21 protein-coding genes are annotated in these 18,936 nt (G+C 61.9%); 9 read left to right on the top strand and 12 right to left on the bottom strand.

Annotated features, from left to right (window positions below):
* From E5W87_RS22525 to E5W87_RS22515, 3 genes are all read right to left on the bottom strand, one after another.
* On the bottom strand, positions 1-529 hold a 529-nt coding region (locus E5W87_RS22525), incomplete at its 3' end, for a transglutaminase-like cysteine peptidase (protein WP_292402435.1).
* 303 nt (positions 530-832) lie between these two features.
* Positions 833-1,450: a PilZ domain-containing protein gene (locus E5W87_RS22520; RefSeq protein WP_126106758.1), complete on the bottom strand. Its 618-nt coding sequence runs from the start codon at positions 1,448-1,450 to the stop codon at positions 833-835.
* Positions 1,451-1,567: 117 nt separating this feature from the next.
* Positions 1,568-2,206, bottom strand: coding sequence for a PAS domain-containing protein (locus E5W87_RS22515; protein WP_292402426.1), 639 nt, complete (start codon positions 2,204-2,206; stop codon positions 1,568-1,570).
* Between the two features lie 396 nt (positions 2,207-2,602).
* Between E5W87_RS22515 and E5W87_RS22510 the strand changes: the two genes are divergently transcribed.
* From E5W87_RS22510 to E5W87_RS22495, 4 genes are all read left to right on the top strand, one after another.
* Complete coding sequence (locus E5W87_RS22510; RefSeq protein WP_292402423.1) at positions 2,603-3,361, top strand: rhomboid family intramembrane serine protease; 759 nt, start codon at positions 2,603-2,605, stop codon at positions 3,359-3,361.
* 206 nt (positions 3,362-3,567) lie between these two features.
* Complete coding sequence (locus E5W87_RS22505; RefSeq protein ID WP_126042568.1) at positions 3,568-3,999, top strand: CBS domain-containing protein; 432 nt, start codon at positions 3,568-3,570, stop codon at positions 3,997-3,999.
* 165 nt (positions 4,000-4,164) lie between these two features.
* Positions 4,165-5,664, top strand: a complete 1,500-nt coding sequence (gene gatB, locus E5W87_RS22500; RefSeq protein WP_292402419.1) for an Asp-tRNA(Asn)/Glu-tRNA(Gln) amidotransferase subunit GatB — start codon at positions 4,165-4,167, stop codon at positions 5,662-5,664.
* Between the two features lie 4 nt (positions 5,665-5,668).
* Entirely contained in the window at positions 5,669-6,157 is a 489-nt protein-coding gene (locus E5W87_RS22495) for a GNAT family N-acetyltransferase (RefSeq protein WP_292402432.1), read from the top strand.
* Between the two features lie 74 nt (positions 6,158-6,231).
* Here the strand turns inward: E5W87_RS22495 and E5W87_RS22490 are convergent, their stop codons facing one another.
* The 3 genes from E5W87_RS22490 to panB all read right to left on the bottom strand — a co-directional run bounded on the left by E5W87_RS22490 (position 6,232) and on the right by panB (position 9,471).
* Positions 6,232-7,629 (bottom strand): glycosyltransferase family 39 protein, encoded by a 1,398-nt coding sequence (locus tag E5W87_RS22490; RefSeq protein ID WP_292402416.1) that lies wholly within the window; start codon positions 7,627-7,629, stop codon positions 6,232-6,234.
* 151 nt (positions 7,630-7,780) lie between these two features.
* Positions 7,781-8,632 (bottom strand): pantoate--beta-alanine ligase, encoded by an 852-nt coding sequence (panC, locus tag E5W87_RS22485; protein WP_292402414.1) that lies wholly within the window; start codon positions 8,630-8,632, stop codon positions 7,781-7,783.
* The gene (gene panB, locus E5W87_RS22480; protein ID WP_292402411.1) at positions 8,629-9,471 is read right to left on the bottom strand and encodes a 3-methyl-2-oxobutanoate hydroxymethyltransferase; all 843 of its coding nucleotides are present in this window, start codon (positions 9,469-9,471) and stop codon (positions 8,629-8,631) included. Before panB ends, panC begins: the two co-directional genes overlap by 4 nt.
* 241 nt (positions 9,472-9,712) lie before the next feature.
* On the opposite strand from panB, the gene E5W87_RS22475 reads away from it, so the two are divergent.
* The 3 genes from E5W87_RS22475 to E5W87_RS22465 all read left to right on the top strand — a co-directional run bounded on the left by E5W87_RS22475 (position 9,713) and on the right by E5W87_RS22465 (position 11,188).
* The gene (locus E5W87_RS22475) at positions 9,713-10,111 is read left to right on the top strand and encodes an NADH:ubiquinone oxidoreductase subunit NDUFA12 (protein ID WP_292402407.1); all 399 of its coding nucleotides are present in this window, start codon (positions 9,713-9,715) and stop codon (positions 10,109-10,111) included.
* 126 nt (positions 10,112-10,237) lie between these two features.
* Positions 10,238-10,717 (top strand): DUF2155 domain-containing protein, encoded by a 480-nt coding sequence (locus E5W87_RS22470; RefSeq protein ID WP_292402404.1) that lies wholly within the window; start codon positions 10,238-10,240, stop codon positions 10,715-10,717.
* A 102-nt stretch (positions 10,718-10,819) separates the two neighbouring features.
* Positions 10,820-11,188: a hypothetical protein gene (locus E5W87_RS22465; protein ID WP_292402402.1), complete on the top strand. Its 369-nt coding sequence runs from the start codon at positions 10,820-10,822 to the stop codon at positions 11,186-11,188.
* A 10-nt stretch (positions 11,189-11,198) separates the two neighbouring features.
* Here the strand turns inward: E5W87_RS22465 and aat are convergent, their stop codons facing one another.
* The 6 genes from aat to E5W87_RS22435 all read right to left on the bottom strand — a co-directional run bounded on the left by aat (position 11,199) and on the right by E5W87_RS22435 (position 16,526).
* A complete protein-coding gene (aat, locus tag E5W87_RS22460) occupies positions 11,199-11,816 on the bottom strand; it encodes a leucyl/phenylalanyl-tRNA--protein transferase (RefSeq protein WP_292402398.1) in 618 nt (205 codons plus the stop codon).
* Between the two features lie 29 nt (positions 11,817-11,845).
* Positions 11,846-13,189: an acetyl-CoA carboxylase biotin carboxylase subunit gene (accC, locus tag E5W87_RS22455; protein WP_095489489.1), complete on the bottom strand. Its 1,344-nt coding sequence runs from the start codon at positions 13,187-13,189 to the stop codon at positions 11,846-11,848.
* Positions 13,190-13,207: 18 nt separating this feature from the next.
* On the bottom strand, positions 13,208-13,666 hold the full coding sequence (gene accB, locus E5W87_RS22450; RefSeq protein WP_292402395.1) for an acetyl-CoA carboxylase biotin carboxyl carrier protein: 459 nt from the start codon (positions 13,664-13,666) through the stop codon (positions 13,208-13,210).
* Between the two features lie 26 nt (positions 13,667-13,692).
* Positions 13,693-14,127 (bottom strand): type II 3-dehydroquinate dehydratase, encoded by a 435-nt coding sequence (gene aroQ, locus E5W87_RS22445; RefSeq protein WP_292402429.1) that lies wholly within the window; start codon positions 14,125-14,127, stop codon positions 13,693-13,695.
* A gap of 145 nt (positions 14,128-14,272) precedes the next feature.
* Positions 14,273-15,076, bottom strand: coding sequence for a DsbA family protein (locus E5W87_RS22440; RefSeq protein WP_292402393.1), 804 nt, complete (start codon positions 15,074-15,076; stop codon positions 14,273-14,275).
* Positions 15,077-15,131: 55 nt separating this feature from the next.
* Positions 15,132-16,526, bottom strand: coding sequence for a M48 family metalloprotease (locus tag E5W87_RS22435; RefSeq protein ID WP_292402391.1), 1,395 nt, complete (start codon positions 16,524-16,526; stop codon positions 15,132-15,134).
* A 180-nt stretch (positions 16,527-16,706) separates the two neighbouring features.
* Here E5W87_RS22435 and E5W87_RS22430 point away from each other — a divergent pair, with 180 nt between their 5' ends.
* Positions 16,707-17,855 carry an aminotransferase class I/II-fold pyridoxal phosphate-dependent enzyme gene (locus tag E5W87_RS22430; protein ID WP_292402389.1) on the top strand — a complete coding sequence of 383 codons (1,149 nt, stop codon included), beginning with the start codon at positions 16,707-16,709 and terminating at the stop codon, positions 17,853-17,855.
* A 5-nt stretch (positions 17,856-17,860) separates the two neighbouring features.
* Complete coding sequence (locus tag E5W87_RS22425; protein ID WP_292402386.1) at positions 17,861-18,790, top strand: glutaminase; 930 nt, start codon at positions 17,861-17,863, stop codon at positions 18,788-18,790.
* Positions 18,791-18,936 lie beyond the last annotated feature (146 nt).

The raw sequence follows: 18,936 nt of genomic DNA, 5'->3' as shown, positions 1-18,936 counted from the left end.
TTACCCAAGCGCCCGAATTCTGGCTCGATTGGCGCTTCAGGTAGGTGTAGTCGGTAGTGGTCCAGGACAGCACCCTGGTCTCCAGATTGTCGAGGATGAACTCTCCGAGGCTGGTGCGCACGGTCAGCACCGCATGGCCGTCTCCGTTCGGCTGGCGCGCAACCGTCATCAGCAGGTCGCCGGCCGGAACGCCGATGTTCATCAACGCGCGGCGCTTTTCCAGCGCATAGTCCTCGCAGTCGCCGAAGCCGCTGTTGGGATAGGACCAGACTTCTTCCTTGCCCCAAAGCTCCATGTCGGTGCGCGGCGCGATCTTGCTGTTGACCGAATTGTTGATGCTCACGATCTTCGCCCACAGCTTGCGGGTCAGCTCGACCGGTGCCTGCTTCGGCGTCCGCTCATTGCATTCCTGCGGAATCTTCTGGCAGAACTCGTAATGGCCAACCGGCTGTGTGGTGCGGCTGCCGGTGTGCATGAAGGCAGGTCCCGCTGCGTATGCCGTTCCCCAGGCGGTAAGCTGCATCGCCATTGCCAAGAGCAACAGCTTGCCCCTCGTCTTCTTCATCGTCCAGATCTCCCCGTTTGAGGAGACAATGACACGATTGGATTTATTCGACGCAAAGGCTCGAAGTAGATATTAAGTAAAACGCCTGTAGAATAAACATAAAATTTGAATCATTTCAGTATAAAATTGTTGAGGCATTTTCGCGGAGCCGAATTGTCGCGGCGTGCCTTGGCGCGGCATCGTTTGGCAAGCCGCGTCGGCCCGTGCGGGACAACAAAAAACCGGCCAAAATGGGCCGGTTCGATTGCGATAATGTGGTGTTGTTTGTCAGGTGCCGGATGCGTTGAATTCGGAATCGAGCGTCTCGGGCCGCTGGATGACGGCGAACTCGATGGCGACGCCGTCCTCGAAATGGCGCACCACCTGGCCGCGCATGGTGCCCAACATGACCTGGATGCCGATTGCCGGCTTGACGTTGATCTCGACCGCGGCGCCCGAAAGCGACAGGTCGATGATGCGGCACTGGTACTGACGCCCGTCGGCGAGTTGAAGCACGCTCGTCGGATTGCGCGGCGCTACGCGTTCGTGGCGGCGGTCTTCCGGCAGATCGAGCTCATGCTTGTTGGCAAGCCAGGTCAATTGCGCGGCAAGCTTGTCCTTCTTGCGTTCCGACGCGATGACCGTCATCGCGAAACCATCCTGCAAGATACGGGTGACAACGCCTTCGATGCGGCCGATGTGATCGATATAGGCGATGACCTTCTCGCCCGGCATGCCGATGCGCTCGGTGCGAAGCGCAACATTGCCCGGCGACATGTCGACCACCTGGCACGGATGTTCGGTGCGATCCTCCAGCATGAAGCGCCCATAGATCTTCACGCGGACGCGCTGAAAGTTACGCCTTTCAGCTTGGGACGGCGCGGTGTCGACCGCCGCTGACCTCATGACTGCCTACACCCCGTCTGGCATTCCGCGCGTTGATGCGAGGAACTTCGGCGGAAAACTACAGCAAAGCAGGTTAACAAAGGGGAAAGCCTGGCACCGTTACTTTAGCGTTCGGGATTATTCCTCGCGCCCGCCGTCGAACACCACCAGATGGCGGATGCGGCGCGACTGGCCGAGCGCCGAAATCGTCTGGGGCGGATCGAGATCCGACGGGACAAGTGAAGGAACCTCGATGGCCGGCCGGTTCTTCAGAAATAGCGATTCCTTCTCCGGATCGACGACGCGGATCGAATCGATCAAGGCGTCGGCGATCGGATCCGCGCCCAGCCAGAAGGGTTTTTCAGCGGCGCCTATCACGCCGAGGCAGCGCGGGTTTTCAACGCCGCCGTCAAGCGGCAGGGCGAGCATCTCGAACTTGCTGGAACGGTCGGTGCGACTGAAACCTTCATAGGTGATGAGCACCACGGATTTCTGATCGAAGACGCCATGGATCAGTTTTGAGACAAGCCGCTGGTCCTTCTCCCGCCACAGCGACGGGAAGGAAAACCCCTTGAGCTCACGGCCATAGACCGCGCAAAGCCTGGTGCCGGCGAGCCGGAACACCGCTTCGCCGCGCGTATCCTTTTCCAGGATGAATGTGTCGGCGAGCAGCGACTTGATCTCGGCTGGCTCGACTTCCGAACGCTTCGGGGCAGGGCGCCCGTCACGCAGCCGGTTCCAATAATGGAACAGCGTGATCGATCCGTTCTGGTTCATGCTATGCTGCTCCGCGCAATCTGTCGTCTGATGTCCCATCGGTGAACAGAAGGGCGCCCTCCGAGGACCTACATGCGTTGCGGAGCAGGATGCGTGCCAGCATCGTTAACACTTGTTCACGGGTCGGGGTCGTTAAGGTTAACAAGTGGTTTACGTTGCGTCCCGCCCAAGCCCGTGGCACGCTAAAACCACTCCAGAAGCGGTCGTTTCGCAGCGATCGGCAGCATTTCAGTCAAGAGTTTTGGGGAGCATGGGGGCTCGACCAGCCGTTCAAGGGCAACCTTGGACGGCTTCTTTTTGATTCGCGCCGATTTTGATTCGCGTCGATTCGCCCTTTGTGAATCGGGTGACCGTGATCTACATGCTCGCGAAGGCGAGCGACTGAGTGCAAGGCATATGAGCGAACCAGCAAGCCCATCGGAAATCGAACAGGGCGAGGGCGGACCTGTCGGCCGCGAGCCGGAGCGGCGCCGCGAGCCGGTATTCAACATGCCGCCCGTTGTGCTGGCGGTGATCGGCATCTGCGTCGCCGTTCACCTGATCCGGTTCTATTGGCTCACCGACGACCAGGATTTCTCGCTGGTGATCCGGACTGCCTTCATTCCGATTCGCTATTCGGGTCGCTTCGACCTCGATTTTTACGCGTTTTCGAGCCCCTTCACCTACGCCTTCCTGCATGGCGGCTTTGCTCATCTAGCCATCAACATGGTGTGGCTGGCGGCTTTCGGCTCGCCGCTGGCGAACCGCTTCGGCGCGCTTCGGTTCAGCCTGTTCTTCGCGGCGACGGGGCTGGCAGCGGTGGTGCTGTTCTGGGCCATGCATCCGCTCGGCCAGGCGCCGCTGGTCGGCGCATCGGGAGCGATTTCCGGCATGATGGGGGCGGCCGCCCGCTTTGGCTTCCGCACCGACCGCTCGTCCGGCAAAGCCGCCTTCGCCGGCGCGCCGCTGCCGATGGCGGCGGTGTTCCGCTCGCGCGGCGTTATGACTTTTCTCGCCATCTGGATGGTGATCAATCTCATCACCGGCCTCGTTGCCTTCGCGCCCGGCATCGACAGCCAGATCGCCTGGGAGGCCCATATTGGCGGTTTTGTCGCCGGCTTCTTCGGCCTGCGCGCTTTCGATCGCCGGCAGCAGGCGGATGAATTCATGGCCTGAACCTCGCCGCACTTGAAAAGCGATCGATCGCGGCGCACGATGTTCACTACAGCGTCCTTCGCGCGTCCTCTTGGACGCGCGAAGGACGCTGTAGAACTTTGATTTTGCGCATGATCCTTTCGGAAAATCGAGGCCGATTTTCGGGGTCATGCGCAGGAGGAAAGCCGGTCAGGGCAGGAACCGGCAAGTAAACTGAGGAGGACGCCATGACTGTTAAGGCAATTCTCGAGCAGAAAGGCCATGACGTGTTGACGCTCGGGCCGAACGAAAAGCTGAGCGAGGCCATTCGCATCCTGACCGAACACAGGATCGGTGCGCTGGTCATCACCAATGGTGACCACAAGATCGTCGGCATTCTTTCCGAGCGCGACGTCGTGCGGGTCCTCGCCAGGGAAGGAGCCGCCGCACTGGACATCGCGGTGCGTTCGGCGATGACGCCCAAGGTGAAGATCTGCAACGAGAACCACACCGTCAACGAGGTCATGGAGATCATGACCAGTGGCCGTTTCCGCCATCTGCCGGTGGAAAAGGACGGCCTGCTCGACGGCATCGTGTCCATAGGCGACGTGGTCAAGCGGCGCATCGAGGATGTCGAGCGCGAAGCAGCCGAGATCAGGGCCTACATCGCGACGGCTTGAATGCGGCGAGAGCGACGGCGGCCGGCGAGACTCGGTGCGAAAGCGCCAGCTTCGGCTTTGCGCTTGTCTCTTTTCGTGGTTTGCACTAGCGAATGACTTTCACGTCCGACGTGGCGGAATTCACGCCTTGACGTGAATTCCGCCACCGAAAGTTCGCAGGCCACTATGACCCTCATCGATACCCGCACCCCCGAAGCCAAACGCTTGATATCAGGCGCCACCGGCGACTGGGAAATCATCATCGGCCTCGAGGTCCACGCGCAGGTGACTTCGGAGGCAAAGCTGTTCTCCGGTGCCTCGACGGCTTTCGGCGCACCGCCGAACGCCAATGTCAGCCTCGTCGATGCGGCGATGCCGGGCATGCTGCCGGTGATCAACGAGGAATGCGTCAAGCAGGCGATCCGCACCGGCCTCGGGCTGAAGGCCGAGATCAACCACAAATCGGTCTTCGACCGGAAAAACTATTTCTATCCCGATCTGCCGCAGGGCTACCAGATCTCGCAGTTCAAGCAGCCGATCGTTGGCGAGGGCAAGGTGATCGTCTCCGTCGGCCCGGACCGGCAGGGCGAATTCGAGGACATCGAGGTCGGCATCGAGCGCCTGCACCTGGAGCAGGATGCCGGCAAGTCGATGCACGACCAGCACGCGACGATGTCCTATGTCGATCTCAACCGCTCCGGCGTGGCGCTGATGGAGATTGTCTCCAAGCCCGACATGCGCTCCGCCGACGAGGCCAAGGCCTATGTGACCAAGCTGCGCACCATCGTGCGCTATCTCGGCACTTGCGACGGCAATATGGACGAAGGCTCGCTGCGCGCCGACGTCAATGTCTCGGTGCGCCGGCCCGGCGGCGAATTCGGCACGCGCTGCGAGATCAAGAACGTCAACTCGATCCGCTTCATCGGCCAGGCCATCGAGTACGAGGCGCGCCGCCAGATCGCCATTCTGGAAGACGGCGGCAAGATCGACCAGGAAACGCGGCTGTTCGACCCCAACAAGGGCGAGACGCGCTCGATGCGTTCTAAGGAAGAAGCGCATGACTACCGCTATTTCCCGGATCCCGACCTTCTGCCGCTGGAATTCGACCAGGCCTATGTCGATGCGCTGGCAAAGGACCTGCCAGAACTGCCCGACGCCAAGAAGGCGCGGCTGATCTCCTCGCTCGGCCTGTCGACCTACGACGCCTCGATCCTGGTATCGGAAAAGGCGGTCGCCGACTATTTCGAGAAGGTGGCCGCTGGTCGCGACGGCAAGCTGGCGGCCAACTGGGTCATCAACGATCTGCTGGGTGCGTTGAACAAGGCCGGCAAGGGCATTGAAAATGCTCCGGTTTCTCCCGATCAGCTTGGCGCGGTCATCGACCTGATCAAGGAGGGCACCATCTCTGGCAAGATCGCCAAGGATCTGTTCGAGATCGTCTGGAACGAGGGCGGCGATCCGCGCCAGCTGGTCGAAAGCCGCGGCATGAAGCAGGTCACCGACACCGGCGCCATCGAGAGGGCGGTCGACGAGGTGATATCAGCCAATCCGGACAAGGTCGAGCAGGCGCGCGCCAAGCCGAGCATGGCCGGCTGGTTCGTCGGCCAGGTGATGAAGGCGACCGGCGGCAAGGCCAACCCGCAGGCGGTCAACGACCTCGTCAAGGCCAAGCTCGGGATCGAATAGGATGATGTTCGTTCGCACCGCTGGCGAGCGCGATCTTGTCGCGGTCCACGCGTTGCTGGTCGAAACATGGCACGCCACCTACGATAGCATCTATGGTGCTGACAAAGTCACCGAGATCACTGATGAATGGCATTCGATGGCCTCGCTCAAGGCGCGGCTGACACGGCCGAACTCCGAATTCCTGGTCGCGGACGACGGCAAGCGCATCGGCGGCATGGCTTTCGCTGCAACCACCAAGGATGCGAAGATCGTTATGCTGAACCAGCTCTACGTGCATCCAGCCTGCCAGCGGGAAGGGATCGGCCAGGCGTTGCTGGAAGAGGTCGAGGCCAGCTTTCCGGAGGCGCGGACGCTGCGTGTCGAAGTGGAAGAGGCAAACGCTCCGGCCGTCGCCTTCTACCGCTCGAAAGGGTTTTTGCCCGCCGGCAACACCGCGGATTGCGGTGGTGGCTCAGGGCTGCCAGCGCTGATTTTCGAGAAGACGATCGGATAGATTTGTCTGCCTAGACACGTCGCAGTCAGTTGCGTTTCACGGGCAGCGCCGGTCGCTTGCGGGTAACCACGCCGTCAATGTTCTCCCTTGAGGACGACAAGATAGCCCCGTTCCACGCGAGCGCGGAAAGCGATTTGCTCCGACGCCCCAGGGTCCTTGGATTTGTCGATGACATAGCCGCCAGGGTGGGAACGAAGCCATTCCTCGGGATTGTCGGTGCTTTCGAACGGCTTTTGCAATCGGCCAAGGAAGCCGATCTCGTCCTGGTAGTCGAAGGTGACGGCCCAGTCCGCATTCTTTCGCTCGTCGATGAAGTTGGCCAGCGGCATGAGATCGTCGCGCTTGAAAACGGTCGCTGATGCTACGGCATGGCCGATGCCGAAAATGGCAAGCAGGGCGAAGGCCGAGTTTCTGAGCCGCACTAGTGGGACCTCCGCCATGAAATACCCGAACAGGATTGCCACAAATGGCAACATCGGCACCACATAGTGAGGCTGCTTACCGGATATCGCGCTGAAAACCAGTAAAACCGCGACGAACGAGAACGACAGCAGGCGCAACGCGCGCAGATCCGGCGATCTCGTGTCGATCAGGCCACGTATTTGGGCGTTCAGCTTCAGCCGCCACACTTCGGGTATGAAGATCCACGGTATGAGCATGATCGGCATCAGCACGACGTAGAAATAGAACGGCCGGTGATGGGAGTTGTGGAGGTTGCCGGTGACACGCCCTGCCGACTGGTTCCAGACAAGATCGTAGACGAAGTCGCCTTTCGTCAGGATGGTCGCCGGCACCAGCCACATCGCCACCGGGATCATTGCGGCGAGAATTGCCAGACCTGCCCCAGCGAAGAATTTCGGCGTCGTCAGCCCGGCCTGCCGATCGCGCCAGAATGGATAGAGCAGGATGGGGGCGCCGACATGGATGAGCACCACCGGACCTTTCGTCAAAACACCCAGTCCGATGAACAATCCCGCTACCACGGCGTGCCAATGGTTGCCGCTCCTGGCAAAGGCAAGCAACGACAAAAGCGCGGCAAGCACGAAGACCGTCAGCAGCATGTCGAACAGGATCAGGGTCGAATAAATGACGAAGATGATGCTTCCCGCGACCAGCCAGGGGACGCGGCTTACGATGTCGTCGCGTCCGGGAAAGAGGGTTTTTGCAAGATGCGTCGTCAGCCAGATGACGAGCGACGACGCAACGAAGATGACGAGCATCGCCGCAATCCGGCTTGCGCCGAAAATGTCCCAGGCCAGATCGATAAGCCAGAACAGCAGCGGCGGCTTTTGCAGGTAGGGCACGAAATTCATCGTCGGAACGAAGATCTGTCCGCTCAGATACATCTCCCAGGTGACGCTGAGATATCGCGTTTCATCGACCGGCAGCAGCGGCCGGAAGGCGACCGCGATGCAGATCAATGCAAGCAGGAACAGATAGGGGAGCAGCCGCTCGACATGTGCCGGTATCAAGATTGAGGATCCGCGCCAGAAATCGTTCTTTTCCAGCCGAGCATGATGCAGCGCTTCTGGAGCGCGCAGGACCGCACCATGATTTTGGCGGAATTGTAACGGAGCCGGCTGATGCTGCGGATTTTGGAAGTGAGGCTCACAAATCCGCGGTTTAAGTGGAGGGAACTTCCACATTATCGATCAGCCTGGTCTTGCCCAACCAGGCGGCCGCGAGCAGGCGTGCGGCACGGTCTCGTCGCCACGGGGCGAGCGTCATGCTCTCGCGCGCCGCGACATAGTCGACTTTGTCAAAGCCAGCCTTGGCGAGCGCGAGGCTGGCCTCGGCGGTTGCGCTGCCCTCATCCGCGCCTGCCGCAAGTGCCGCCGCCGCCCGGCGCAAGATGACGTTGAGCTGGCGCGCCACTTTGAGCTCGGCTTCGCCGAGATAGGCGTTGCGTGACGACATGGCGAGGCCATGCGCGTCGCGTACGGTTGGCGCGCCGATGATTTCCACCGGCAGATCGAGGTCGCGGCAGAGCTGCCTGACGACGCAAAGCTGCTGGTAGTCCTTTTCGCCAAAGACCGCACAGTCCGGCAACGCTTGCAGGAAGAGCTTTGCCACGACCGTGGCGACGCCGTCGAAGAAGGTCGGCCTGAAATCCGATTCCAGCCCGGCGGCCGGCCCACCGACCGAGATCGTCGTGGCGAAGCCGGTCGGATATATCTCTGCAACGTCAGGGGTGAAGACGAGTTGCGCGCCGGCCTCGGCCAGCCGGTCGAGATCGCGGGCGAGCTGGCGCGGATATTTGTCGAGGTCTTCGCTCGGCGCGAACTGCGTTGGGTTGACGAAGATCGAGACAACGCAGCGATCGGCCTTTTCGAGCGCGATCTCCACCAGCGAGATATGGCCGTCATGCAGCGCCCCCATGGTCGGCACCATGGCGACGCTGAGGCCATCGCGACGCCAGTCGCGGATTTGCGCGCGAAGGGCGGCGACGCTGTCGACAACGCGAGGCGGGCTCATGCTTTGTTCTTGTCGGCTGTGGCGGGAAAGACGTGGTCCGGGCCTGGAAAAGTCCGGCTTCGCACCTCCGCTGCATAGCTGGCTGCAGCACGCGATATGACGCTGCGCAGATCGGCATATTGCTTGACGAATTTCGGCACGCGATCGACGGTCAGGCCGACCATGTCGTCAATGACCAGGATTTGGCCGTCGCAGTCGCCGCTGGCGCCGATGCCGATGGTTGGAATGGGAATGTGCCGGGTGAGGTCGGCGGCGACGGTTTCGACGGTGCCTTCGATGACCACAGAAAACGCGCCGGCCTTCTCGACCGCGTCCGCGTCGCGATAAAGGGCGGCCACATTCTCCTCGGTCCGGCCCTTGATCCTGTAACCGCCGTCGCTTTCCACCGATTGCGGCTGTAAGCCGATATGTCCCATGACCGGAATGCCGGCAGCGACAATCGCCGCAATCTGCCGGGCAACTGTGACGCCGCCCTCCAGCTTGACAGCCTGGCAACCGGTCTCCTTAACGATCCGCCGCGCTGAGGCAACGGCTTGGCGCGCCGAGCCCTCATAACTGCCGGCCGGCATGTCGACCACCACGCAGGCCTTGGCCGAACCCCGCATCACCGCTTGTCCATGGGCGATCATCATGTCCAGCGAGGCACCCAGCGTGGTCTTGTGGCCATGCAGGACCATGGCGACGCTGTCGCCGACCAGAAGCAGGTCGGCGTGGTCGTCGAGCAGGCGGGCGACGGGATAGGTATAGGCGGTGAGGCAGACGACCGGCACGCCGCCCTTGCGCAGGCGAATGGCGCTGGCACTGATCCGCAGCTCGGGGTCGGATGCGTCCGGAGCCATGTTTACCTCCCTCAACCGTCAATCAGGCTGGGCCTGCATAGGACGCGCAGAGCTTTAGAAAGCCGAGGCAGCCTTGGCAAGGCGTGCTTCGGCAGACGCGAAAGGCCCGCCAGCTTTGCATCGGTTTTCTGACGGCCATTGCGTTGCTCTTGCGCCAAAACCCTTGCCTTCGCGATAGCCTGACGCCATAAGCAGGAAACGGGCGCCGCCGCTGCCGCGAGGACTTGCCACGAGGATTTGGATGAAAACTTTCCTTCTGCAGTTTTTCACATGGTGGAACAGCCAGACGCTGGGAACGCGCTTCCACACCTGGCGGCATGGCAGGAAAGTCGGGCAGGACGAGGCTGGCAACGTCTACTACGAGGGTGGTGTCGATTCGGAAGGCCGCACCCGCCGCTGGGTCATCTATCGCGACTATTCGGAAGCCTCGATGATTCCGCCCGGCTGGCATGGCTGGATGCACCACCGCGTCGATGTCGCGCCGCCGAGCGAAGACTATAAGCCACGCGACTGGCAGAAGCCGCATCAGCCGAACCTTACCGGAAGTGGCGCCGCCTATCGCCCCAAGGGCTCCGTGCTCACCAATCAGCACCGCCCGCAGGTGACAGGCGATTACGACGCCTGGACGCCGGGTTCGTAACCGCTCTTCAAGGGCGGATCGGTCCTTTATCGCCACAATTGGCGTTTAGCTGCTTGCTGATCTGACAGCAGCGACTAGCCTTGGGCGCGACAGAATCACCCCGGGCGCAAACCACCGGACCCTTGCATGAGCATTTTCAGCCGAATCTGGATGGGCGGACTGATGGTGGCCGTGGCCGCTTTTGCCGCTTGCAGCATGGCCGCCGCACAGACGCCGGAGGCGCCAGCGGCACCGGAGACGCCAGCGATACCGGCGACGCCGGAACGCATCACCAATCCCGTCGCCGAATTTGCCGGCATCGACAAGATCACCGGCCGCATCATCACCTTCGATGTTTATATCGACGAGACGGTGCAGTTTGGTGCTTTGCAGGTGACGCCGCGCATCTGCTATTCGCGACCGCAAACCGAAGAGCCGAAGACCGATTCCTTCGTCGAGGTCGACGAGATCACGCTGGATCGCAAGATCCGCCGCATCTTCACCGGCTGGATGTTTGCCGAAAGTCCCGGCCTCAATGCCGTCGAGCACGCCGTCTACGACGTCTGGCTGAAGGGCTGCAAGCAGAAATCGGATGTGCCGGCACCCGACGCGGCCAAGACCAATTAGAGCGCCAGGCGCGGGATCCCCGTTCGGGATCACATACTGAGCCTTCCGGAACCGCCTTATTCTCTGTGCGTTGGTCATGGCTGGCGGTGTGGAGATGTTCCCATGATGGCCAACAAGGACGAGCTCCTCGAACTCGAAAAAGGGTTCTGGACCGGCGACGCAGCCTATTTCAAAGCCAATGCCGACACCGAATGCCTGGTGGCCTTCCCACAGATGGCGCAGGCGATGAGCAACGCCGATCTGGCCGAAACCGCGACGGACCCGAACCGCTGGCGCGATCTCGACATCGACCTCAAGGGCATCATCGAGCCGGGTAGCGACATTGTCATGCTGACCTATGAGGCCCACGCCACTCGCGAGAATGGCGAGCCTTACGCGGCACTGGTCAGCACCGGCTATGTCCATCGCGTCAATGGCTGGAAGATGATGTTCCACGCGCAGATGCCGATGGAGGCTGCTGCCAAAGATTGAAGATCTCCCGTTACGGATAAAAGACCGCTTCACCCTTCAGCGCCTCGGCCAGCATCTTCTCATACCTGCCCCTTGGCACGTCGACCGCGCCGAAGCGTTTGAGGTGCTCGGTGGTGAACTGCGTGTCGAGCAGCGCAAAGTGCCGTTCCTTCAGGCGCTCGACCAGATGCACCAGGCAGACCTTCGACGCGTCCGTTTCCCTGGCGAACATGCTTTCGCCGAAGAACACCCGGCCGAGCGACACGCCATAGAGACCGCCGACCAGCCGACCCTCGCGCCAGGCTTCGACCGAATGGCAATGGCCCATCCGATGAAGTTCGATATAGGCTTCGCGGATCGGCGCATTGATCCACGTCGACCGGCGTTCTTCGCGCCTCTCGGCGCAGCCATCGATGGTCGCCTCGAAGTCGAAATCGAAACGGATGTCGAACTGCCTTTTCCGTATCGCCTTCCTCAGGCTTTTGGGCGTGTGAAAACCATCGAGCGGGATGATGCCGCGCGTCTCCGGCCGTACCCAGAACACTTCGGGATCGGTTGCGCTTTCAGCCATCGGGAAGACGCCCGAGGCGTAGGCCTTGAGCAACAGGTCGGTCGGGATGCGATAGCCTGGCGCGTAGGGACGGGTCATCGCATCATTATATTCTATAAGTTCACGACCTAATCCTCTTTGGCCAGATATTTTTCCAGCCAGTGGATGTCATACTCGCCATTGGCGATATCGGCATTGCCGACGAGATCACGAAACAGCGGCAGCGTCGTCTTGATGCCGTCGACGACGAATTCGTCGAGCGCCCGCCGCAGCCGCATCATGCATTCGACACGGTTGCGGCCGTGCACGATCAGTTTGCCGATCAGGCTGTCGTAGTAGGGCGGGATCTTGTAGCCGGAATAGACGCCGGAATCGACACGGATGCCGAGGCCGCCCGGCGTGTGGAAATGGGTGATCGTGCCGGGTGACGGGGTGAAAGTGCGCGGATCCTCGGCATTGATGCGGCATTCGATGGCGTGGCCCTGGAAGCGGATATCTTCCTGGCGCACCGAAAGCCCGCCGCCCGAGGCGACGCGGATCTGCTCATGCACGAGGTCGATGCCGGTGATCGCCTCCGTCACCGGATGCTCGACCTGCAGGCGGGTGTTCATCTCGATGAAGTAGAATTCGCCGTTCTCGTAGAGGAATTCGATGGTGCCGGCGCCGGAGTAGCCGAGATCGGCGATAGCCTTGGCACAGACGCCCCCGATATGCGCGCGCTCCTCAGCATTGAGCGCCGGCGAGGGCGCCTCTTCCCAGACCTTCTGGTGGCGGCGCTGCAACGAGCAGTCGCGTTCGCCGAAATGCACGCCGCGGCCAGCACCGTCGCCGAACACCTGCACCTCGATATGGCGCGGCTTTTCGAGATATTTCTCGATGTAGACGGCGTCGTCGCCGAAGGCGGCACCGGCTTCCGAGCGCGCCGTCTGCAGCGCGACCACAAGATCGGCTTCGCTGCGCGCCACCTTCATGCCGCGTCCGCCGCCGCCGGCCGACGCTTTGATGATCACGGGATAGCCGATCTCGGCGGCGATGCGTTTGGCTTCCTTTTCCTCGGTGACCGCGCCGTCGGAGCCGGGCACCACCGGAATGCCAAGGCGCTTTGCGGTGCGCTTGGCCTCGATCTTGTCGCCCATGATGCGGATGTGGTCGCCGGAAGGGCCGATGAAGGTGATGTTGTGCGCGGCGAGGATATCGGCGAATTTGGCATTCTCCGACAGGAAGCCGTAGCCCGGATGCACCGCGTCGGCGCCGGTGATCTCGCAGGCCGCGACGATCTGGTGGATGTTGAGATAGCTGTCGCGCGACGGCGGCGGACCGATGCAGACGCTCTCGTCGGCGAGCCGCACATGCATGGCATCGGCGTCGGCGGTCGAATGCACCACCACCGTCTGGATGCCGAGCTCCTTACAGGCGCGCAGCACCCTCAGAGCGATTTCGCCGCGATTGGCGATGAGGATTTTCTGGAACATTTTCGGCTGTTCCCGGCTCTACTCGATCACGACGAGCGGCATGCCATATTCGACCGGCTGCGCATCCTCGAACAGAATCGCCGTCACCGTGCCGGCACGGGGCGAGGGGATCTGGTTCATCGTCTTCATCGCCTCGATGATCAGCAGCGTCTGGCCTTCCTTGACCTGCTGGCCGACCTCGATGAACGCCTTGGCGTCGGGCGACGGCGCCAGATAGGCGGTGCCGACCATGGGCGAGGCCACCGCGTTCTTGGATATCTCGGCCGCTGCCGGGGCGGTTGCTGCCGCCTGCTGCGCTGCCGGCGGTGCATAGGCGGGCTGCGGTGCGGCGACCGCATGGACGGCCGGCGCCTGTCGCGATACGCGCACCTTCAAGTCGCCCAGCTCGACCTCGATCTCGGTGAGGTTGGTGTCGTTCAGTATGCCCGCCAGATCGCGGATAAGCTGCTGGTCAACACCGTTCTTCTTTATCGACATTTTCGAGCCTTCTGTTTGTTGGCCGGTCATAGGCGTGCGGCCAGCGCCTGCAGCGCCAGCGTGTAGCCGAGCGGCCCGAACCCGCAGATCATGCCGACGGCGACCGGCGAAACCATGGAGACGTGGCGAAATGATTCCCGCGCATGGATGTTGGAAAGATGAACTTCGGCGACGGGCAATGGCGCGATGGAACGGATGGCGTCGTGAATGGCGATCGAGGTGTGGCTGTAGGCGCCCGGATTGATGACGATGCCGACAGCCTTGTCGGCGGCTTCCTGTATCCAGTCGACGAGGTCGCCCTCATGGTTCGACTGACGGAAATCGATCTCGAGCCCGAGTGCCGCACCCGCCTGCTTGCAGTCGTCGGCGATCGCCGCAAGCGTCTTGCCGCCATAGATGCCTGGCTCGCGCTTGCCGAGCGCGTTGAGGTTGGGACCGTTCAGGACGAAAACCGTTTTCAAAATGCCGACCTTTTCCCACGCCGGCATCAGCCGGCGCACTGGGCCTCTATAATGGGCTTAGACGCCTGCGAAAAGAGCGCAAGTGGGTTCTTTCGCTGTCCACAACAGGCGGAAAAAATGGCCTGCGCCGAAAACCAGCGGTCGATCAGAGTGCGGCCTTGGCCGCCTCGATCTTCTCCGCCAGCACTTCCTGCCCGAGCGCCCCAAACACCACCTCGTTGCCAACCACATAGGAGGGCGTTCCGGTGATGGCCAGCTTGTTGGCAAGATCATAGGTCTTGGAGAGGGCCTCGGCGATCGACGGGTCCTTCATCTTCTCGCGCAGCGCCGCTTCGTTGGCGCCGAGCGAAAGCGCTACCTTGATGGCCGCCGCCTCGGTGGCGCGTCCCTGGCCACCGAGCAGCGCGTTGTGGAACTCGCCGTATTTTTCCGGCATCATCAGGTGGAAGGCCATCGAGACGACGCTCGCCTTCTGCGAATCCGGGCCGAGGATCGGGAACTCCTTGAGCACGAAGCGCAGGTCCGGATCGGCTGTCGTCAGCGCCTGCATGTCCTCTATGGCGCGTTTGCAGTAGCCGCAATTGTAATCGTAGAACTCGACGATGGTGACCTTGCCGTTCGGATTGCCGACGACGCCGTCGAAGGTCGAATTGAAGATCTGGTCCTTAGCATTTTTGATGACGCTGAGGCTGGCGACCTGCTGCGCCTCCTTCTGCTTGGCCTCGAGCGCTTGCTGAGCCTCCAGCAGCACTTCCGGGTTCTTCAAGAGGTAATCGCGGATGATGCCCTCGACTTCGACCCTGTCGATCTTGGTGTCGGCAGACGCCGCCTGGGCGATCTGCGCGGCATCGGCCTTTGCCGGCTGCGGGCTTCCGGTCACGAACCCGAAACCGAGCATGGCGAGAGCGACCGCCACTCCCGTGGTGCCCAGCAGAATTGCCTTTTTCATAGTCCTCGATCCTCTTGTTTCCGGCCCGATTGGTCCGACTATACGGCCGGAAGGTTCACTTTTTCTTGCCTGATGGCGCGTAGTTTATGATGTCCTGCGCGCGGATCCAGCCCGGCTCTCCGCGCTTCATTTTCATCTGGGCGCGCATCGCGAAGATCTTGGCATCCTTGTAGGCGCCGGAATAGAAATGGCCTTCGGCGGTCGCAAGGTCGGCGGCCGGGATTTTGCCGAGCTCGCCATAGGCCTGCGCCAGATAGCGGTATCCGACCGCGTTTTCCCGGTCGCGGCCGAGGCCTTTGTTGATCTGCACCACTGCTTTCTCCAGGGAATCGGGCGTGCCGACGGCGATCAGCGCCTGGCCGTAGGAGACCGGCAGCAGCCCGGATCTGGTTGGATCGAGGCTGACCGCCTTGGCATAGGCTTCCGCGGCGTCCCTCGGCTTGTTCGCCTTCATCAGGACGTCGCCGCGTAACTCCTGGAAATAGGGGTTTTTCGGCTGTGCCTTGATCAGTGCGTTGGTCTTGGCAAGCGCTTTGGCCAGATTGCCATAGAGATAGGCCGTCTGCGCGTCGCCATATTGCGAGGCGAGGCTGCCCGGGTTTTTGCGCATCAGCCGCGATGCGGCAGCCTGGCCATCCATGTAGGCGGCGATCTTGATGCGCATCATGTCGTGCCGCTGCTGCAGTGCCGGCGGATCGACCTTGTCGACATAGGGGCTCTGCTTAACCAGCACTTCGAGATTGGCGATGCGTTCCCGCGGTAGCGGATGGCTGATCCGGTAGGGATCGACCTGCGCCCCCGACAGCGAGAGCGCACTCTGGAAGCGGTCGAAGGTTTTCAGCATGCCCATGCCGGACTGGCCGGTGGCATTGAGATAGGTTATCGCCGAGCGGTCGGCGGTCATCTCCTCGGTGCGCTGATAGGCGAGGATACTGCGCTGCGCCATCTCGCCGCCGCCAGCCGCAACCCCCATGCCGGCGCCGGCGAGCCCCCGGCTTTTGGTGGTGGCGCCGGCGACGACGGCACCGGCGCCAAGCAGCGTTGCGATGATGGCCATCGTCTTGGCGCGTTCGAGCTGGTTGCGCAATTTCTGCTGGTGCCCGCCGGCAATGTGGCCGGCCTCATGGGCGATGACGCCGATAATCTCGTTGGGCGTCTCCGCCGACATCAGGGCACCGGTGTTGATGAACAGACGAGACCCGGCAACGAAAGCGTTGAAACTCTGGTCGTTGACCAGCACGATGTCCACGCCGTCCTCCGGCAGGCCGGCGGCCCTGAAGATCGGCCGCGCATAGTCACGCACCAGCGCCTCGATCTCGGCATCGCGCACCACCGGCACGTTTTGCGCGAAGGCGCTGACCGTGCTGGTCACGGCGACCGTCGCGGCAAGCGAAAGCGTCGCGAAGACGCGCGCTGCCCTGGCTATCGTCGATTTGGGTCGGCTCAACATGGCAGGTCCACTGGTAGACGAGCGGGCGAAGGATGAAAAGTCGGCACTGAAACTTTACTGAACTTGTGATCCTCACATCAATCGGGCATTTGTGCGGCGCGGGACGCCAAAGCTCGGCGCCGGCAGCCGGCAAGTGCCGTCCCAAGGGCTAACCCAGGGGCCGACAAGGAATGAGGTCAAATGGTTGTATCGCTTTCGCGTCGCGGCGAAGTCGAGCCGTTCCACGCCATGGACATTCTGGCGGAAGCGAATCGGCTGAAGGCAAAGGGTGTACCGGTTGTTTCCATGGCCGTTGGCCAGCCGTCCGATCCGGCGCCGGCCGGGGTCAGGGACGCGGCGACGAACGCATTGAAGATGGGGCGCATCGGCTACACCGACGCACTGGGTCTTGCGGGCCTGCGCCAGGCAATCGCGCAGCATTATGCGGACCACTACGGGCTTGACGTCTCGCCCGGCCGGATCGCCGTCACCACCGGATCGTCGGCCGCCTTCAACCTGGCGTTTCTGGCGATGTTCGATCCAGGCGATCGTGTCGCCATCGCCGCACCCGGCTATCCGGCCTATCGCAATATCATGGCCGCGCTCGGCATCGAAATCGTCGAGATCGAGCTCGATGGTGATGCCTATCTCCACGCCGAACACCTGAAGGCCGCGCATTGCGAAAAGAAGCTGAAGGGCGTGTTGTTCGCCAGCCCGGCCAATCCGACCGGTGCAATCATCCCAGCTGACGAGCTTGAGGCGCTGGTAACGACGGCGGAAGAGCTCGGCATCGCCGTGATCTCCGACGAGATCTATCACCGGCTGGCTTATGCTGCGCCGGACACCACGGCGCTTGCCTACGGCCCTGACGTGACGGTGATCAATTCCTTCTCGAAATATTACTGCATGACCGGTTGGCGCATCGGCTGGATGGTGCTGCCGGAACCACTGGTTCGGCCGGTCGAGCGCATCGCCCAGAGCCTCTACATCTCGCCGCCGGAACTGTCCCAGATCGCCGCGATCGAGGCATTCAAGGCGACGCCGGAATTGGAAGCGATGAAGGCGCGCTACGCCGGGAATCGCGAGCTTTTGATGAAACGCCTGCCGGAACTCGGTTTTGCGCTGGCGGCACCGATGGATGGCGCCTTCTACGCCTTCTGCGATGTCACTAGGCACACCAACGACAGCATGGCCTTCGCGCGCAGGATGCTGGGCGAGGCGCATGTGGCGGCGACGCCCGGCCGCGACTTCGATCCGCTGCAAGGCCATCGAACCATGCGCTTTTCCTATGCCGGCAGCCACGACGAGATGGTCGAGGCGATGGCGCGCATCGAACGCTGGCTGAAGTAGCGCGAATGCCCGAACTCGAACAGGCTTTGACCGAAGTTGCTGCCGAAATGGCGGAGCGCACGGATCGCGGCGATGTCGCGTCCTACATTCCGCAACTCGGTAAGGTCGATCCGAAGAAGTTCGGCATTGCCGCCGTGACCAATGACGGTCGCGTGCTGATGGCGGGTGACGCCGATGAGCCGTTTTCAATCCAGAGCATTTCGAAGGTGTTCACGCTGACATTGGCGCTCGGCAATGTCGGTGACGCGCTGTGGCAGCGTGTCGGTCGCGAGCCTTCGGGCAATCCGTTCAACTCGATCGTCCAGCTCGAGCACGAGAACGGCATTCCGCGCAATCCGTTCATCAATGCCGGCGCCATCGTCATTTCCGACGTTTTGCTTGCCGGGCATCAGCCGCGCGAGGCGATCGGCGAGATCCTGCGCTTCATCCAGTTCCTCGCCGACGACGAGACTATTATCATCGATCGCGAGGTTGCGGCTTCGGAGCGCGCCACCGGTTTCCGTAACTTGGCGCTTGCCAACTACATGAAATCCTTCGGCAATCTCAACCACGCGCCGGACCTGGCGCTGGGCGTCTATTTCCACCATTGCGCCATCGCCATGAGCTGCCGGCAGCTGGCTTTGGCCGGCCGCTTCCTCGCCAATGGCGGCAAGAACCCGGCGACCGGCCATTCCGTGGTGTCGGCCGAGCGCGCGCGCCGCATCGGCGCAATGATGCTGACCTGCGGCCACTATGACGGCTCCGGCGATTTCGCCTTTCGCGTCGGTATCCCGGGCAAGAGCGGCGTAGGCGGTGGCATATTGGGGGTCGTGCCTGGCGTGGCTTCGCTCGCCGTCTGGTCGCCCGGCCTCAACGCCAACGGCAATTCCAGGCTCGGGTCGATCGCACTGGAACGGCTGGCGAAGATGATGAACTGGTCGATCTTCGCGCCATAGCGTTTGGGATCTCAGGCAAAAAAATCCCGCGTCGTCTTTGGACAGCGCGGGATTTTTTTGATCAGGAGATCAGGATAAGCAGCTGAAAAGCTTAAAAGAAGCCTTTCTTCTGCCACCAGCCGGCACGCTTCGGCTTCTCCTCGGTC

Source organism: Mesorhizobium sp. (assembly GCF_004962925.1).
Taxonomy (GTDB): domain Bacteria; phylum Pseudomonadota; class Alphaproteobacteria; order Rhizobiales; family Rhizobiaceae; genus Mesorhizobium.
The sequence above is the reverse complement of the archived record's forward strand: the minus strand, read 5'-3'. Positions and strand labels throughout refer to the sequence as shown.

Coding starts and splice junctions, on each gene's coding strand:
- E5W87_RS22470 (WP_292402404.1), top strand. CDS start 10,238: ATGAGCATTTTCAGCCGAATCTGGATGGGCGGACTGATGGTGGCCGTG.
- E5W87_RS22430 (WP_292402389.1), top strand. CDS start 16,707: ATGGTTGTATCGCTTTCGCGTCGCGGCGAAGTCGAGCCGTTCCACGCC.
- accC (WP_095489489.1), bottom strand. CDS start 13,189: ATGTTCCAGAAAATCCTCATCGCCAATCGCGGCGAAATCGCTCTGAGG.
- E5W87_RS22495 (WP_292402432.1), top strand. CDS start 5,669: ATGTTCGTTCGCACCGCTGGCGAGCGCGATCTTGTCGCGGTCCACGCG.
- E5W87_RS22510 (WP_292402423.1), top strand. CDS start 2,603: ATGAGCGAACCAGCAAGCCCATCGGAAATCGAACAGGGCGAGGGCGGA.
- panB (WP_292402411.1), bottom strand. CDS start 9,471: ATGGCTCCGGACGCATCCGACCCCGAGCTGCGGATCAGTGCCAGCGCC.
- E5W87_RS22505 (WP_126042568.1), top strand. CDS start 3,568: ATGACTGTTAAGGCAATTCTCGAGCAGAAAGGCCATGACGTGTTGACG.
- E5W87_RS22515 (WP_292402426.1), bottom strand. CDS start 2,206: ATGAACCAGAACGGATCGATCACGCTGTTCCATTATTGGAACCGGCTG.
- E5W87_RS22440 (WP_292402393.1), bottom strand. CDS start 15,076: ATGAAAAAGGCAATTCTGCTGGGCACCACGGGAGTGGCGGTCGCTCTC.
- E5W87_RS22425 (WP_292402386.1), top strand. CDS start 17,861: ATGCCCGAACTCGAACAGGCTTTGACCGAAGTTGCTGCCGAAATGGCG.
- gatB (WP_292402419.1), top strand. CDS start 4,165: ATGACCCTCATCGATACCCGCACCCCCGAAGCCAAACGCTTGATATCA.
- aat (WP_292402398.1), bottom strand. CDS start 11,816: ATGACCCGTCCCTACGCGCCAGGCTATCGCATCCCGACCGACCTGTTG.
- E5W87_RS22465 (WP_292402402.1), top strand. CDS start 10,820: ATGATGGCCAACAAGGACGAGCTCCTCGAACTCGAAAAAGGGTTCTGG.
- panC (WP_292402414.1), bottom strand. CDS start 8,632: ATGAGCCCGCCTCGCGTTGTCGACAGCGTCGCCGCCCTTCGCGCGCAA.
- E5W87_RS22435 (WP_292402391.1), bottom strand. CDS start 16,526: ATGTTGAGCCGACCCAAATCGACGATAGCCAGGGCAGCGCGCGTCTTC.
- E5W87_RS22520 (WP_126106758.1), bottom strand. CDS start 1,450: ATGAGGTCAGCGGCGGTCGACACCGCGCCGTCCCAAGCTGAAAGGCGT.
- accB (WP_292402395.1), bottom strand. CDS start 13,666: ATGTCGATAAAGAAGAACGGTGTTGACCAGCAGCTTATCCGCGATCTG.
- E5W87_RS22475 (WP_292402407.1), top strand. CDS start 9,713: ATGAAAACTTTCCTTCTGCAGTTTTTCACATGGTGGAACAGCCAGACG.